The sequence below is a fragment of the Pseudoruminococcus sp. genome (assembly GCF_047012705.1).
Classification (GTDB): domain Bacteria; phylum Bacillota; class Clostridia; order Oscillospirales; family Acutalibacteraceae; genus Pseudoruminococcus.
In genome coordinates, this window is the sequence record NZ_JBKXNW010000006.1 from 59,783 (window position 1) to 74,609 (window position 14,827).

Annotated in this window: 24 protein-coding genes; all 24 read right to left on the reverse strand. The window is 42.6% G+C overall.

The features are described from left to right. Positions 1 to 3,704: alpha-amylase family glycosyl hydrolase (locus tag ACLU24_RS07180; RefSeq protein ID WP_412611440.1), on the reverse strand; the 3,704-nt coding region annotated here is incomplete at its 3' end. A 349-nt stretch (positions 3,705 to 4,053) separates the two neighbouring features. Further along, positions 4,054 to 4,395: a 50S ribosomal protein L17 gene (gene rplQ, locus ACLU24_RS07185; protein ID WP_412611442.1), complete on the reverse strand. Its 342-nt coding sequence runs from the start codon at positions 4,393 to 4,395 to the stop codon at positions 4,054 to 4,056. Positions 4,396 to 4,436: 41 nt separating this feature from the next. Next, positions 4,437 to 5,390 carry a DNA-directed RNA polymerase subunit alpha gene (locus ACLU24_RS07190; protein WP_412611444.1) on the reverse strand — a complete coding sequence of 318 codons (954 nt, stop codon included), beginning with the start codon at positions 5,388 to 5,390 and terminating at the stop codon, positions 4,437 to 4,439. 67 nt (positions 5,391 to 5,457) lie between these two features. After that, positions 5,458 to 6,054, reverse strand: a complete 597-nt coding sequence (gene rpsD, locus ACLU24_RS07195; RefSeq protein WP_022264960.1) for a 30S ribosomal protein S4 — start codon at positions 6,052 to 6,054, stop codon at positions 5,458 to 5,460. A gap of 26 nt (positions 6,055 to 6,080) precedes the next feature. Next, positions 6,081 to 6,485 carry a 30S ribosomal protein S11 gene (gene rpsK / locus ACLU24_RS07200; RefSeq protein ID WP_022264961.1) on the reverse strand — a complete coding sequence of 135 codons (405 nt, stop codon included), beginning with the start codon at positions 6,483 to 6,485 and terminating at the stop codon, positions 6,081 to 6,083. Between the two features lie 19 nt (positions 6,486 to 6,504). Further along, entirely contained in the window at positions 6,505 to 6,873 is a 369-nt protein-coding gene (gene rpsM / locus ACLU24_RS07205) for a 30S ribosomal protein S13 (protein ID WP_022264962.1), read from the reverse strand. Between the two features lie 34 nt (positions 6,874 to 6,907). Continuing rightward, positions 6,908 to 7,021, reverse strand: a complete 114-nt coding sequence (gene rpmJ, locus ACLU24_RS07210; protein WP_022264963.1) for a 50S ribosomal protein L36 — start codon at positions 7,019 to 7,021, stop codon at positions 6,908 to 6,910. A 32-nt stretch (positions 7,022 to 7,053) separates the two neighbouring features. Beyond that, positions 7,054 to 7,272 (reverse strand): translation initiation factor IF-1, encoded by a 219-nt coding sequence (gene infA, locus ACLU24_RS07215; RefSeq protein ID WP_022264964.1) that lies wholly within the window; start codon positions 7,270 to 7,272, stop codon positions 7,054 to 7,056. A gap of 39 nt (positions 7,273 to 7,311) precedes the next feature. After that, on the reverse strand, positions 7,312 to 7,572 hold the full coding sequence (locus ACLU24_RS07220; RefSeq protein ID WP_412611448.1) for a hypothetical protein: 261 nt from the start codon (positions 7,570 to 7,572) through the stop codon (positions 7,312 to 7,314). 20 nt (positions 7,573 to 7,592) lie between these two features. Further along, positions 7,593 to 8,342, reverse strand: coding sequence for a type I methionyl aminopeptidase (map, locus tag ACLU24_RS07225; RefSeq protein WP_412611450.1), 750 nt, complete (start codon positions 8,340 to 8,342; stop codon positions 7,593 to 7,595). A gap of 2 nt (positions 8,343 to 8,344) precedes the next feature. Continuing rightward, a complete protein-coding gene (locus tag ACLU24_RS07230) occupies positions 8,345 to 8,977 on the reverse strand; it encodes an adenylate kinase (RefSeq protein WP_412611452.1) in 633 nt (210 codons plus the stop codon). Between the two features lie 24 nt (positions 8,978 to 9,001). Further along, positions 9,002 to 10,318, reverse strand: coding sequence for a preprotein translocase subunit SecY (gene secY / locus ACLU24_RS07235; protein ID WP_412611455.1), 1,317 nt, complete (start codon positions 10,316 to 10,318; stop codon positions 9,002 to 9,004). Further along, positions 10,319 to 10,759, reverse strand: a complete 441-nt coding sequence (rplO, locus tag ACLU24_RS07240) for a 50S ribosomal protein L15 (RefSeq protein WP_412611458.1) — start codon at positions 10,757 to 10,759, stop codon at positions 10,319 to 10,321. It lies immediately after the preceding gene. A 19-nt stretch (positions 10,760 to 10,778) separates the two neighbouring features. Continuing rightward, positions 10,779 to 10,955, reverse strand: a complete 177-nt coding sequence (gene rpmD, locus ACLU24_RS07245; protein WP_022264970.1) for a 50S ribosomal protein L30 — start codon at positions 10,953 to 10,955, stop codon at positions 10,779 to 10,781. A 14-nt stretch (positions 10,956 to 10,969) separates the two neighbouring features. Next, complete coding sequence (gene rpsE / locus ACLU24_RS07250) at positions 10,970 to 11,467, reverse strand: 30S ribosomal protein S5 (RefSeq protein WP_022264971.1); 498 nt, start codon at positions 11,465 to 11,467, stop codon at positions 10,970 to 10,972. A 15-nt stretch (positions 11,468 to 11,482) separates the two neighbouring features. Further along, positions 11,483 to 11,842, reverse strand: a complete 360-nt coding sequence (gene rplR / locus ACLU24_RS07255) for a 50S ribosomal protein L18 (RefSeq protein WP_022264972.1) — start codon at positions 11,840 to 11,842, stop codon at positions 11,483 to 11,485. A gap of 18 nt (positions 11,843 to 11,860) precedes the next feature. Further along, positions 11,861 to 12,409, reverse strand: coding sequence for a 50S ribosomal protein L6 (gene rplF, locus ACLU24_RS07260; RefSeq protein WP_412611460.1), 549 nt, complete (start codon positions 12,407 to 12,409; stop codon positions 11,861 to 11,863). A gap of 17 nt (positions 12,410 to 12,426) precedes the next feature. Further along, on the reverse strand, positions 12,427 to 12,825 hold the full coding sequence (gene rpsH, locus ACLU24_RS07265) for a 30S ribosomal protein S8 (protein WP_412611462.1): 399 nt from the start codon (positions 12,823 to 12,825) through the stop codon (positions 12,427 to 12,429). Positions 12,826 to 12,851: 26 nt separating this feature from the next. Beyond that, entirely contained in the window at positions 12,852 to 13,037 is a 186-nt protein-coding gene (locus ACLU24_RS07270) for a type Z 30S ribosomal protein S14 (RefSeq protein WP_106762839.1), read from the reverse strand. 12 nt (positions 13,038 to 13,049) lie between these two features. Beyond that, positions 13,050 to 13,589, reverse strand: coding sequence for a 50S ribosomal protein L5 (gene rplE / locus ACLU24_RS07275; RefSeq protein ID WP_412611464.1), 540 nt, complete (start codon positions 13,587 to 13,589; stop codon positions 13,050 to 13,052). Between the two features lie 12 nt (positions 13,590 to 13,601). Continuing rightward, the gene (rplX, locus tag ACLU24_RS07280) at positions 13,602 to 13,931 is read right to left on the reverse strand and encodes a 50S ribosomal protein L24 (RefSeq protein WP_022264976.1); all 330 of its coding nucleotides are present in this window, start codon (positions 13,929 to 13,931) and stop codon (positions 13,602 to 13,604) included. 13 nt (positions 13,932 to 13,944) lie between these two features. Continuing rightward, complete coding sequence (rplN, locus tag ACLU24_RS07285; protein WP_022264977.1) at positions 13,945 to 14,313, reverse strand: 50S ribosomal protein L14; 369 nt, start codon at positions 14,311 to 14,313, stop codon at positions 13,945 to 13,947. A 30-nt stretch (positions 14,314 to 14,343) separates the two neighbouring features. Further along, the gene (gene rpsQ, locus ACLU24_RS07290) at positions 14,344 to 14,598 is read right to left on the reverse strand and encodes a 30S ribosomal protein S17 (RefSeq protein WP_022264978.1); all 255 of its coding nucleotides are present in this window, start codon (positions 14,596 to 14,598) and stop codon (positions 14,344 to 14,346) included. Between the two features lie 20 nt (positions 14,599 to 14,618). Next, complete coding sequence (rpmC, locus tag ACLU24_RS07295; protein WP_022264979.1) at positions 14,619 to 14,825, reverse strand: 50S ribosomal protein L29; 207 nt, start codon at positions 14,823 to 14,825, stop codon at positions 14,619 to 14,621. Positions 14,826 to 14,827: the final 2 nt, after the last annotated feature.

The following is a 14,827-nucleotide window of genomic DNA, read 5'->3' on the forward strand; positions in this document are numbered from 1 at the left end:
GCTTTGCCGCCTGTTGCCTTTGCCGTCATCTTGATTGATGAACCAAGGTTAATTGATGTTGCGCTGATTGTAGAAGCATTTGCAAGTTCTGCAACCTTATTAACATTTACAGTAAATTGTTTTGTAAGATTCTTACCTGTTGAATCAAATACTCTTACTGCATAATAATATGTACCTACCTTAGTTGGCTTATAAGTATAGGTTGTTGCTGTTGTTGCATTCTTGAGAGTTACCCAATCAATTTCTCCGGCCGGCTTGCAGAAATAGCTGTACTTATATGGTGCTTTGCCGCCTGTTGCCTTTGCCGTCATCTTGATTGATGAACCAAGGTTAATTGATGTTGCGCTGATTGTAGAAGCATTTGCAAGTTCTGCAACCTTCTTAACATTTACATCAAATGTCTTTGTAAGATACTTACCTGTTGAATCAAATACTCTTACTGCATACTGATAGTTAGCCGCCTTAGTTGGCTTATGTGTGCATGTTGTTGCTGTTGTTGTGCCTGTAATAGCTGTCCAATCAATGTCGCCACGAAGTCTATAGAAATATCTATACTTATATGGTGCTTTGCCGCCTGTGGCCTTTGCGGTTATCTTAATTGATGAACCAAAATTGATTGATGTCGCACTGATTGTTGAATTGTTTGCAAGTGCTGTTGTAGTAGCCTTTACAGTAACTGTAAATTTGTTAGTTAGACTATTGCCTGTTGAATCAGTAACCCTAACCGCATAAGAATATGTACCTGCACTTGTTGGAGTATGCTTATAGCTTGTTGCCGTTGTTGTTTTAAGCGTTGTGTAGCTTGAGCTTGAAGGTGACTTGCAGAAATAGGTATAAGTATAAGGAGCTGTACCACCTGTTGCTGCTGCTGTCATTGTAATGGATTGTCCCTTATTGATAGTTGTAGCACTGATTGTTGAGTTGTTTACAAGCTCTGCTGGAGCATTGCTCTTATAAACATAACTTACAGTTATTGTGTCTGCTGTATAAACTCCAGATGCGTTTGAAGGAGTAGAAGAAAGTGTATAACCTTCAAAAGTTTTAGCTGATGTTGTGTACTTATTAGTACCATCAACCATGCCCTTGAGTGTTTCCTGAGCAAGGACCTTGCCATCGTCACCTGTGTAAATAACTTTTACTTTACCTGTTGGATAAACCTTTGCGTTCTTAATCCAAACTTCACCTGTTGATTCGTATCCCCTAGCAACCGTACCACCTGATGGCTCCTGAACACCTGAACCGTTATTGAAGATAACTAATGCAGATTCTGTATCTGCTGCTTCACCAACGAACCAGCCGTCGCTTTCTGCTTTCATCTGAGTTCCAGGCCACTTGCCATTATACTCAGTAGCTACTGAACCCTCTTCTGTGTATGTATACATATAAACAGAAGACCAATTGTTTGAGTTATAATAGTGAACCTGAAGATTTGTAGGCTCTACATAATTATACTTAAACACAACTTTAATATTACCGGATTTGTATGTGCCTGTTGCATTGTTTGTTTGTGTGAGGTCAACCTCATAGTTTTTGATAGTCTTAGGAGTTGCGGAATATGTTTCACCAATCTTGCCTGTCATTGTTGTAGAATCTGCAAGAGCAGTTCCGGTTGAAGCATCTACATAAGAAACTGAAACTGTACCAAACTTTGAAGCGTCAAGATGATAGTAGAAAGTAACTGTTGCGTCTGTTTCTGAATATGTGCCAGATGTAGAACCTTCTGTTCTTACGAGGTCATATGTTCTTGTAAGCTCAGAATCAGCAGAAACTGTGTAAGATTCGCCGATAAGACCTACCATTGTCTGAGTCTTGAGAACTTCGCCATTGTCTTGGTTGATATGCTTAACTATAACCTTACCCTTAGCACCCTGTGGTTCTTGGAGAAGGATTGTGCCATTAGCACCTGAATTAAATGTAACCTTACCACCAGAAACTGTGCATGTTGTATCATCATAACAGTTTGTGATAACCATACCGTCGCCCCATATAGAGGAAACATCAATAGTAATATCTTTATTTGCCTGTGCGAAGAGTGTAGCAATAATCTTGTCCTCTACACCATTCTTGTTATATGTTCTTGAGAATGTGTAACCATTTGAAGAATCATAAGAAGAGATAACCTTGTGCTGACCGGCACCAACTGAAAGGTGGTTATTTCTGAATGTACCAACCTTCTGCCAGTGAGAAAGAACGCCTTTGTCGATAGAATCCCAGTTCATAAAGCTTCTGAACTGATGTCCTGCACCTGGGTCAACATTTGCAAATTCGCTATTTACCAAAGGTCTGTTTGTTTCATCACCATAGTAAATCTGAACAGCACCAGGAAGCATAAGTAGGAATGAACCGGCATACTTTCTGTCGCCCTTTGCAAGAACTGTATCGTGAGAAGAAATGTAGCTCAATACATTGAAGCTATCGTCATTATTGATAGAACTTGCATATCTGCTATATGTACTTTCAACAGAACTTGCAGATGGAATATTACTGCTATTTACAGCAGGAGCAAACTCAAAGTTAATCATTGAGTCGAAACCGCCTTCTGTATAATATGCACTCTTACCAACCTGATGTCCGAAGCATTCACCTGTCATCCAGAAGTCGAGGTCGTCAAGCTTCTTTGTCGGATTTTTTTGCTTCCACTCTTTAAGAGCAGCTACGCACTTAGTTTTAAGTATTTTCCATGCTGAAAGCTCAACATGCTTAGCAGTATCGCAGCGGAAACCATCAACGCCGTAATCACGAACCCACTCTGCAAGCCAATCTGAGATATAGCCTGTAACTGTGTTTGAAGTGCCGTATTTACTTGACTTAGCAGAATATGTACCTTCTTTGTTCCACTTTGTCTTGAGAATTTGAGGAAGGCCTACATTATTATTTGAGCCTGTCTTGAAGTCAGGTAAGCCTGCAAGACACATTTCAATGTCACCGCCACCTTCTGTATAACCAGGGAGTCCGCAGCGAATCCAGTCAGAACCCCACCATTTGCCCCATACATCAGCAGAAGCGTTATAATCAATATAGCCGTGATAATCGTTATTGTTTATATTTTGATGTGCATAGTAGTATGAATCCCAACCACTCTTGATTGAACCAAAACCAAACTCGTCCATATCCTTAAGTGTGTTATAACCAGCGTGGTTCATAACGATATCCATAACGATACGGATTCCATGTTCGTGAGCTGTATCAACGAGAGTTTGGAACTCTGCCTTTGTACCGAAGTTTGCGTCAGATTCGGTGTAGTCAAGGACATAGTAGCCATGGTATGAATAGTGAGCGAAACTGTTTCCGTTACAACCTACGCAATAACCATGAATCTGCTCATATGGAGCAGAAAGCCAGATAGCATTAACACCAAGGTCATTGAAGTAACCTTCATTGATTTTCTTTGTGATACCAGCAAAGTCACCGCCCTGGAAAGCTGCATACTGGTCATAGTTTGCAACATTACCATTCTTGTCAAGACCTCTGCCGTAGCTATGGTCATTAGATGTGTCTCCGTTATAGAAACGGTCAGTAAGTAAGAAGTAAACTGTTGCGTTATCCCAAGAGAATGGGGTATCTTTTGGACTTGTTGAAGTAGAAGCTGCGTTTACTTCTGTGTTCATCGCAGGAATAGAGCCTGAAATGAAGCTTGTAAGAACCATAGCCATAGCTAATGCTGCACTTATGACTCTTGCACCGAATTTGCTTTTTCGTGTCATTTTTTTCCTTCTTTCTAAAATTTCGTCAAATTGTTTGCTTAGTTAACTGCCTAAAACTAAGTTTCACCTCCATTATAATAGAAATTTAATACAAGATTTACTATGACTGCACAATTTTCACACAGTCGTCATATATAATTTAACCTTTTTTGTTATAAATTTAATTCTAAATAAGAAATAAATGTCAGTTTTTACCTTATAAAGCAAAATTCGCTCTTTTAAACAAACAAAGTATATTTTTTTTGGTTAAATATTCTAATGATTTTAAATTATAACAAAATATCTATATCTCACAATATACAAAAAATCCTCTGCCTTTCGACAGAGGATTTTTATAAATTATATTAAATTAGATAAGCTCAATGATAGCCATCTCAGCTGCGTCACCGCGGCGTGGTCCAAGCTTTGTAATTCTTGTATATCCGCCGTTCTTATCAGCATACTTAGGAGCAATCTCCTTAAAGAGCTTTTGTGCTACATCTTCCTTTGTGATGAAAGAAAGAACGAGTCTCTTATTATGAAGATTTTCTTCCTTAGCTATTGTAATGAACTTCTCAGCCAAAGAGCTGACCTCTTTAGCACGAGTTACAGTTGTCTCTATCTTGCCATTCTCAAAGAGAAATGTTACCATTGCTCTGAGCATAGCGGTTCTGTGGGCAGTATCCCTGCCGAGCTTTCTTGTACCTGGCATAGATATTCACTCCTTTACCTTTTGGTTTGGTGATTGAAGAATTATTCTTCCTCGTTTTGTAAACTGAAACCGAGACTTGTCAACTTCTCGACAACCTCTTCAAGCGATTTGCGTCCAAGGTTACGAACCTTCATCATATCATCCTCAGACTTATTGATGAGGTCTTCGACTGTATTTATTCCAGCACGTTTTAGGCAGTTAAAGGAACGAACCGAAAGGTCGAGCTCCTCTATTGTCATCTCAAGAACCTTTTCCTTGCCCTTATCATCTTTTTCTACCATAATTTCGGTACTGCTGCCCTTATCAGATAGATTTACGAAAAGGTTAAGATGCTCTGTGAGAACCTTCGCTGCAAGCGAAACTGCCTCTTGTGCATTTATAACTCCGTTAGTCCAGACGTCGAGCGTTAGCTTGTCATAGTCTGTGATTTGACCTACACGAGTATTCTCGACAGTATAATTAACCTTGAGAACAGGAGTGTAGATAGAATCAACGGGGAGAACTCCGATAACATTCTGTGGCATACTTGCCTTATTTTTCTCGGCAGAAATATATCCACGACCTCTATCAAGAGTAATCTCCATATTGAGTTTAGCTCCCTCGCCGAGTGTGGCAATGTGCATATCAGGGTTGAGTATTTCAACTTCGCTATCACACTTGATTGAATCAGCTGTGACATTGCAAGGACCTTCAGCAGAGATATTAACTACCTTAGGACCGTTGCAATAAAGCTTAGCTGTAAGACCCTTCATATTGAGGACGATTTCTGTTACATCCTCTTTAACTCCGGGAATTGTAGAAAATTCGTGGAGCACACCATCAATCTTAATTGATGTTACAGCAACACCTTCGAGAGAAGAAAGAAGAACTCTTCTAAGGCTATTGCCGAGTGTGTTGCCAAAGCCTCGCTCGAGAGGCTCGACTACGAACTTACCGAAAGTACCGTCCGTTGTAAGCTCGGCTGTGTCTATTCGTGGCTTTTCTATCTCAATCATTAGCTAACCTCCTTAACAGACAGCGGCATATGCCGCCAAAAAGTGCATCCTGCAATAATCGACCGGATTACTTGGAGTACAACTCAACGATAAGGTGAGCTTCTACATCATAATCAAGATCTTCAATGTTTGGCATACGAGTTACTTTTGCTGAGAATTCATCTTTGTTAACTTCGAGCCAAAGCGGAACGATTCTTCCGTTTGTTTCTTCTACATTAGCCTTGAACTTAGGGCTGCTCTTGCTCTTATCTCTGAGGGAGATAACATCGCCAACCTTAATTCTATAAGAAGGAATATCTACTCTCTTACCGTTTACGAGGAAGTGACCGTGATTAACGAGCTGTCTTGCCTCTCTTCTTGTAAGAGCGAGTCCCATTCTGAAAACAACATTATCAAGTCTGGATTCGAGGCAAACGATAAGGTTATTACCTGCTTGACCTTCCATCTTAGAAGCGATCTCATAGTAGTGATAGAACTGCTTCTCAAGAACGCCATAGATGAACTTGAGCTTCTGCTTCTCTTTGAGCTGGAGTCCGTACTCAGAAACCTTTCTTCTGCTATTAGCATTAGGATTCATCTTGGATTCCTTATTGATGCCGACAACTGCCGGGCTGATGCCCAAATATCTGCATCTCTTTAAAACTGGATCTCTCTGAACTGCCATTTATCTAAACACCTCCAAATTTTATACTAAACGCGTCTTCTCTTAGGAGGACGGCAACCATTGTGTGGGATTGGAGTAACATCTTTAATCATGCTGACTTCAAGACCTGCTGTCTGAAGAGCACGAATTGCTGCCTCACGACCTGCACCTGGTCCCTTAACATATACTTCAACAGACTTCATGCCGTGCTCCATAGCAACCTTAGCTGCTGTTTCTGCAGCTGACTGAGCTGCGAAAGGAGTAGACTTTCTTGAACCTCTGAAGCCGAGTTCGCCTGCGCTTGCCCAAGAAATAGCATTGCCCTGTGTATCAGATATAGTAACAATAGTGTTATTGAAGGTTGACTGAATGTGTGCTGCACCCTTTTCGATGTTCTTGCGTTCACGACGTCTGCGGACGCCTGTCTTCTTAGCACCCTTTTGTACTGCCATCGATTAATCCCTCCTAAGATTATTTCTTTTTGTTCGCCATAGTCTTGCGTGGTCCCTTGCGAGTACGAGCGTTTGTCTTTGAACGCTGGCCTCTTACCGGAAGACTCTTGCGGTGACGAACGCCGCGGTAGCAACCGATTTCGATAAGTCTCTTAATATCGAAAGCAATGTCTCGTCTGAGATCACCCTCAACGCGGCAGTTATGATCGATATACTCACGAAGCTTAGAAATATCATCCTCTGTGAGGTCTCTGACTCTTGTGTCAGGGTTGATGCCTGTGGCTTCGATAATGTTTGTAGCTGTCTTACGGCCGATACCATAGATATATGTGAGGCCGATTTCTATTCTTTTATCTCTGGGTAAGTCAACGCCTGCTATACGCGCCATACTTTTAGCACCTCCATAAATTCCAAAGCGTCAATTAACCCTGACGCTGCTTATGCTTCGGATTTTCGCAGATAACCATAATCTTGCCCTTACGCTTGATTACCTTGCACTTTTCGCAAATTTTTTTAACAGAAGGTCTGACTTTCATTTATATCCTTCCTTTCATGTTAACAATATATATTACTTGCTTCGCCATGTGATACGACCCTTTGTAAGGTCATATGGCGACATTTCGATTGTAACCTTATCACCGGGAAGTATACGAATAAAATTCATTCTGAGTTTTCCCGATATATGAGCGTTAATTGTGTGTCCATTAGGAAGTTCTACTACAAACTGAGCGTTTGGCAATGCTTCCTTAACTGTACCTTCGATTTCGATTACATCCTGCTTTGACAATTTAATAACCTCCTCATATCAGTATAAGACAAACTTATTTCAGAGTGTCTGTTCTTCATCATCGGCGTTAAAAGCCGAAAGAAACTTTCTGATTCCACGGTTGGTCCGCATTGAAGCCTCATCAGCAACTGTATTAGTTACTGCAAGGTGTATCAGGTTTTTCTTCTTTGTCTTTTCAAGTGTTCTTCTTTTTCCGTCGCAGATAACTGCGAATTTGGAATCGCACTCTAATATAATGAAGAAACCACCTTTATCGTGTCCGTTAAGGGAGCGAACAACCAATCCTTTTTTAAATTCCATAACCACAATCGTCCTTTCTCTCAAGGAAGTGTCATTATAACAGGTCCATCAGATGTTATTGCGATTGTATGCTCAAAATGAGCCGAAAGGCTTCCGTCTGCTGTGACGGTGGTCCATCCATCGCTGAGAACCTTAACCTCGTGGTTGCCGGCATTTATCATAGGCTCAATGGCTATTGTCATACCAGGTAGAAGGCGCACACCACGCCCCGGTGTGCCGTAATTTGGTACACTTGGATCTTCATGCAGCTTCGCACCTACTCCGTGACCGACGAAATCTCGTACCACCGAGTAACTGCGCGGCTCGACATACCTCTGTACCGCGCTTCCGATATCGCCGATTCTATTACCTGCGACAGCCTTTTTGATACCTTCAAAAAGTGCTTCACGGGTTGTATCGAGTAGAGCCTGAGCTTCCTTAGAAATATCACCGCAGGCAAAAGTCCATGCGTTGTCTCCGTGATAACCCTGAAGGCAAGCACCAACATCTATGCTGACGATATCACCTTTTTTCAAGATTTTACTCTTGCTTGGTATGCCGTGGATGACTACATTATTAACAGATATACACGCACTTGCGGGAAATCCGCCGTAGCCGAGAAACGATGGGGTTGCCCCCTGTTCCTCGATATACTTACGGACAATCCTGTCGATTTCGAGTGTTGAAACACCCGGCTCGACTGCTTCACCAGCTAATCGCAAGGCTTTTTGAGAAACTCTGCCCGCATTACGCATGGCAGAGATTTCACGAGTTGTTTTGAGGACTACCATTTTTAAGCCTCAAGAGCTTCTATAAGAAGTCGAGTTGTATCTTCGATTTCTTCCTGACCCTCAACAACTGTGAGCTTACCTTGCTTCTCATAGTAATCCTTAAGAGGTTCTGTTTCACTATGATAAACATCAAGGCGTGACTTAACTGTGTCAGGATGGTCATCCTTGCGTTGAATAAGGGTGCCTGAGCAAGCGTCGCAAACGCCCTCAAACTTAGGCTTTTTATACTCAAGGTGATAACTTGCGCCACACTTTTCGCAGACACGGCGTCCGGACATTCTATTTATTATCTTTTCATCAGGTACTTCAATATCGATTACCTTGTCGATAATAATTCCCATCTTATCCAGAGCCTCAGCCTGAGGAATAGTTCTTGGAAAGCCATCGAGAATGAAACCGTCCTTGCAATCGTCCTTGACGATTCTTTCCTTAATGATGCCGATAACGACTTCATCAGGAACAAGAGCTCCGGATTCCATATAGCTCTTGGCTTTAAGCCCCATCTCTGTGCCGGTTTTCAACGCCTCACGGATAATGTTACCCGTAGAAATTGCGGGAATATTGTAGCGATTGCAGATAACCTCGGCCTGTGTGCCCTTACCTGCACCTGGTGCTCCGAGAAGTATGATTTTCATAAAATGTACTCCTTTCAGGATTCATCAGTCAAGGAAACCCTTATAATGACGCATCATCATCTGTGACTCAAGCTGCTTCAATGTTTCAAGAGCAACACCAACGAGAATGATAACTGATGTACCACCCATCATAAGGCTACTTGTATTCAAACCTGTAAGCTTTGAATAGAGAAGCGGAACAAGAGCAATAACTGCGAGGAATAATGCACCAATCAAAGTGATTTTTGACAATACCTTGGCAATAAAATCTACAGTTGGCTTACCAGGTCTGATACCTGGGATTGTTCCATTATTCTGACGGAGATTATTGGCCATTTCTACCGGATTATACTGAATTGCAACATAGAAATATGCAAACCCGAGAATGAGCAGGAACTCAAGAGCGATATAAAGCCAACCGCCCATAGAGAAAGCATTAAAGAAGCCTCTCCAGGAACCTGTAATATTCTGTGAGCCGATAAAGAACTCTATCGTGCTTGGAATAGAAAGAATCGAGCTTGCGAAGATTATTGGCATAACACCAGAGAGACCAACCTTAATTGGAAGGTGGCTGCTCTGACCACCGTACATTTTACGACCAACAACACGCTTTGCGTATTGAATTGGAATACGGCGTTCTGCTTCGTTCATAAAAACGATAAGCCATACGATTACAAGAGATATAATAACATAAAGTGGAACAAGAATCAAATACTGTGTTTGACCATTTACTCCGAGCATAAAGAAATTATAAAGTCCTGTAAACATATAAGGGATTCTTGCGACGATACCTGCGAAAAGGATAATTGAAATACCGTTGCCGATACCCTTTTGGTTAATTTGTTCACCAAGCCACATCATAAGAGCTGTGCCTGCGGTAAATGTAAGAATGATAGTTGCCGCAGCAAAAACGCCATAGAAACCATCTGTATATGTTACTATCTTAGAAGCTGAAAGCCACCAGTAGTAAGCACCACCTTGGATAAGACCAAGGAGAACTGTAACATATCTTGTAATCTTACCTATTTTCTTTCTGCCTTCTTCGCCTTCTTTAGAAAGACGCTCGAGAGCAGGAATTGCAACAGTCAGAAGCTGGATGATAATTGACGAGTTGATATATGGTGTAACCGACATAGCGAACAATGTTGCGTTAGAGAACGCACCACCCGACATTGTGTCGAGATAAGCGAGCATACCACCATTTTCGGAAAGATTGCCCATAAGTGAGTTCAACGCAGTAATATCAAGAAACGGAACAGGAATAACTGAACCGATTCTAAATATTATGATTATAAAAAGTGTAAAAAGAATTTTTTTGCGAAGATCAGGAATACCCCAGGCGTTTCTGATTGTTTTGAACAATTAAACCACCTCGGCCTTTCCTCCGGCGGCTTCAATTTTCTGCTTTGCAGACTCAGAATATGCAGCAACCTTAACAGTGAGCTTCTTAGAAATTTCACCATTTCCAAGAAGCTTTATGCCATCGTATTCTTTCTTAACGATACCTGCGTTAATGAGAGCCTGTGCATCAACTTCTGCTCCATCATCAAACTTATTAAGATCAGAAACATTGATTGCAACAATCTTCTTTGCGAAGATATTATTAAAGCCTCTCTTAGGGATTCTTCTTTGGAGAGGCATCTGGCCACCTTCGAATCCAGGACGAATGCTTCCGCCTGAACGAGCCTTTTGACCCTTATGACCCTTACCGGCTGTCTTGCCTTGGCCTGAACCATGGCCTCTGCCGATTCTCTTGCGTTCCTTAGTTGAACCCTCAACTGCTGTTAATTCGTGCAATTTCATCTTACTCGCACCTCCTTCTTTAACCTTCAACCTCGATGAGGTGGATTATCTTAGCCACCTTACCCTTTGTTGCGGCGTTATCCGGCTGAACTGTTGTGTCACCGGGCTTTTTAAGACCGAGTGAATGGGCGGTTGCAATCTGGTCCTTTAGAACTCCGATAAGACTTTTTTTAAGAGTAATCTTAATTTCTGCCATGTTTGCTTCCTCCCTTAAAGAATTTCTTTAACAGACTTGCCGCGGATAGCAGCAACTTCTTCTGCTGTTCTGAGGCTCTGAAGACCTGCGAGTGTAGCTCTAACTACATTGCAAGGATTAGAAGAACGAAGAGCCTTTGTTCTGATATCTCTGATACCGACTGCTTCAACAACAGCACGAACAGGGCCACCGGCGATAACACCGGTACCAGGAGCAGCAGGCTTCATAATAACCTTACCTGCACCAAAAATACCAACGATTTCATGTGGAATTGTGTTGCCCTTAAGTGCAACCTTAAAGAGGTTTTTCTTAGCGTCCTCGATACCCTTGCGGATAGCGTCCGGAACCTCTCCGGCTTTGCCGATACCGAAACCGACAGTGCCGTTGCCGTCGCCTACGACTACAAGAGCGGCAAATTTATATATACGACCGCCCTTAACAGTCTTAGAAACACGGTTGATTGTAACAACGTGCTCTTTCAAATCAAGCTTAGATGCGTCAATGATAGCCAAAGTTATTCCTCCTTATCAGAATTTAAGACCGCCCTCACGAGCGCCTTCGGCCAATTCCTTGACGCGTCCGTGGAAGATATATCCACCGCGGTCAAAAACGACCTCTGTGATGTTCTTTTCTGCTGCACGCTTTGCTATAAGAGCGCCAACCTTGCGAGCTGCGTCTTTGTTTCCGCCATAACCATCTATATCCTTATCAAGTGATGATGCAGAAGCGAGTGTAACACCCTTTACATCGTCGATAAGCTGAGCGTAGATGTTGTTAGTGGAGCGGAAAACATTAAGGCGAGGACGAGCCGCTGTACCGCTTACTTTACCACGCACTCTCTTGTGGCGGTTAAGTCTTGCCTTGTTTGTATCAGGCTTTTTCACCATAGTTTATTCACTCCTTAATTACTTCTTGCCGCCCTTACCGGCCTTGCCTTCCTTGCGGCGGATAACTTCATCGGCGTACTTAATACCCTTGCCCTTATATGGCTCAGGCGGACGCTTCTCTCTTACTTCAGCAGCGAACTGACCAACCTTTTGCTTATCAGCACCGCTGATGATAATCAAGTTAGGAGTCGGAGCTTCAATAGTGATATCGTCTGTATCAGAAACGATAACCTGATGTGAAAATCCGAGGTTCATAACAAGATCTTTGCCCTTCTTCTGAACACGGTAACCAACGCCGTTTACTTCGAGCTGCTTCTTGAAGCCATTTGTAACGCCTTCAATCATATTAGCGATAAGTGAACGAGTTAAACCGTGCAGTGAACGGTTCTCTTTGTCGTCATTAGGACGCTCAACAGTGATAACACCGTTTTCAATCTTTACAGTCATATTTGGGTGAACCTTCTGAGTAAGTGTACCCTTAGGTCCCTTAACTGTCATAACACCGTTTTCGAACTTAGCATCGACACCGGCGGGAATATTTATGGGTTTTCTTCCAATTCGAGACATTTACTGCACCCCCTCTTTTACCAGATGTATGCGAGAACTTCGCCGCCAACATTTTCCTTACGTGCCTGACGGTCTGTCATAACACCCTTAGAAGTTGAGATGATTGCGATTCCAAGGCCCTTCATAACCTTAGGAAGATTCTCTACATCACTATATATACGCAAGCCCGGCTTAGAAACTCTGCGGAGTCCTGTGATAACCGGAGCCTTGTCCTCTGTATACTTGAGAACAACCTTAATAACACCCTGTTTGCCGTCTTCAGTTACTGTGAAGCTCTTGATATAGCCTTCGTCGAGGAGAATCTGGACGATAGCCTTCTTAAGATTGGAAGCAGGGATTTCGACGGATTCATGCTTCTGAGTATTTGCATTACGAATTCTTGTAAGCAAATCTGCGATTGAATCTGTAATTTGCATACGGAAACCTCCTTCTTAAAGCCTTATTACCAGCTTGCTTTCTTTACGCCCGGAATCTCGCCCTTATAGGCAAGCTCACGGAAGCATATACGGCATATGCCGAACTTGCGGAGGTATGCATGAGGCCTGCCGCAAATCTTGCATCTGTTATATTCTCTTGTAGAGAATTTCTGGTCTCTTTGCTGCTTTACTTTCATTGATGTCTTGGCCACAATTATCCCTCCTTATTTCTCAAACGGAGCACCGAGAAGCTTTAAAAGCTCACGAGCCTCTTCGTCTGTCTGTGCTGTAGTAACGAAGCAGATATCCATGCCTCTTACCTTATCAACCTTATCAAACTCGATTTCTGGGAAAATGAGCTGTTCCTTGAGGCCCATGTTATAGTTACCACGGCCATCAAAAGAGTTAGCATTGATTCCTCTGAAGTCACGAACTCTTGGAAGAGCTACATTGAAAAGTCTGTCGAGGAATTCATACATTCTGTTGCCACGAAGTGTTACCTTAACACCGATAGGCATACCCTCACGAAGTTTGAAGTTAGCAACGCTCTTCTTAGCCTTGCAAACCATAGGCTTTTGACCTGTAATAGCTGCCAAATCGGAAGAAATGGCATCTATTGCCTTCGAGTTCTCTCTTGCTTCACCTGCACCGACATTGATAACAATCTTGTCGAGCTTAGGAATCTGCATAACGCTCTTATAGCCGAACTTCTTCATAAGAGCAGGAGCAATCTCGGAGATATATACATCTTTCATTCTAGCCATTTGTTATCCTCCTTAGAGTGCTTCGCCGCATTTTTTGCAAATACGCTGCTTGCTGCCATCAGTAAGAATCTGATGACCTACACGAGTAGGCTTGTTGCAGTGTGGGCAAACAACCTGTACCTTAGAAGCGTACATAGCGCCCTCTGCCTTAACAATACCGCCTGCTTCGCCCATCTTGCGGGGCTTAACGTGCTTAGAAACAAGGTTTACCTTCTCGATAATAACCTTGCCCTCTTTTGGGCTTACTTGAAGAACTTTGCCCTTCTTGCCACGCTGTGTGCCGGAGAGTACGACAACAGTGTCGCCTGTCTTAACATGAACCTTATTTTTCTTATCAGCCATTTCCGGCACCTCCTTAAAGGACCTCCGGAGCAAGGCTCAAGATTTTCATATAATCCTTATCTCTGAGCTCTCTTGCTACCGGGCCAAATATACGAGTACCTCTCGGGTTCTTATCGTCTCTGATGATAACTGCTGCATTCTCATCAAATCTGATGTATGTGCCGTCATCACGACGTACGCCTCTTGCCGAGCGTACTATAACTGCCTTAACTACATCGCCTTTTTTAACAACGCCGCCGGGTGCTGCTTTTTTAACTGAAGCTACGACTACGTCGCCTATATTAGCGTACCTCCTGCCGGTACCACCGAGAACGCGAATGCACATAAGCTCTTTCGCGCCGGTATTGTCGGCAACTTTGAGGTAGGTCTGCTGCTGTATCACAGTGCGTTCCTCCTTTTAATAAACGAAAAATTACTTCGCTTTCTCTATGATTTCTACAAGACGCCATCTCTTATCCTTAGAGATAGGGCGTGTCTCCATTATACGTACACGGTCGCCTACTGAGCACTCGTTCTTTTCATCGTGTACCTTAAGTCTAACTGTACGCTTAATAATCTTATTATAAAGCGGGTGCTTAACACTGTTTTCGATAGCAACGACAACAGTCTTATCCATCTTAGTGCTTACGACCCTGCCTACATCTGTTTTTCTAAGATTTCTTTCCACTTTGCGTTTCCTCCCTTCCCTTATGCATTAGTGCTGTCTTGGAGTTCGTTCTGACGCATAATTGTCTGTACGCGAGCGATGTCCTTCTTAACAGCAGAAATACGCATCGGGTTTTCGAGCTGGTTTATAGCAAGCTGAAAACGCAGGTTGAAAAGCTCCTCTTTAAGGCTCTTGAGTTTTTCTTCGAGCTCTGTGTTATTAAGTTCTCTGAGTTCTGAAGCCTTCATAA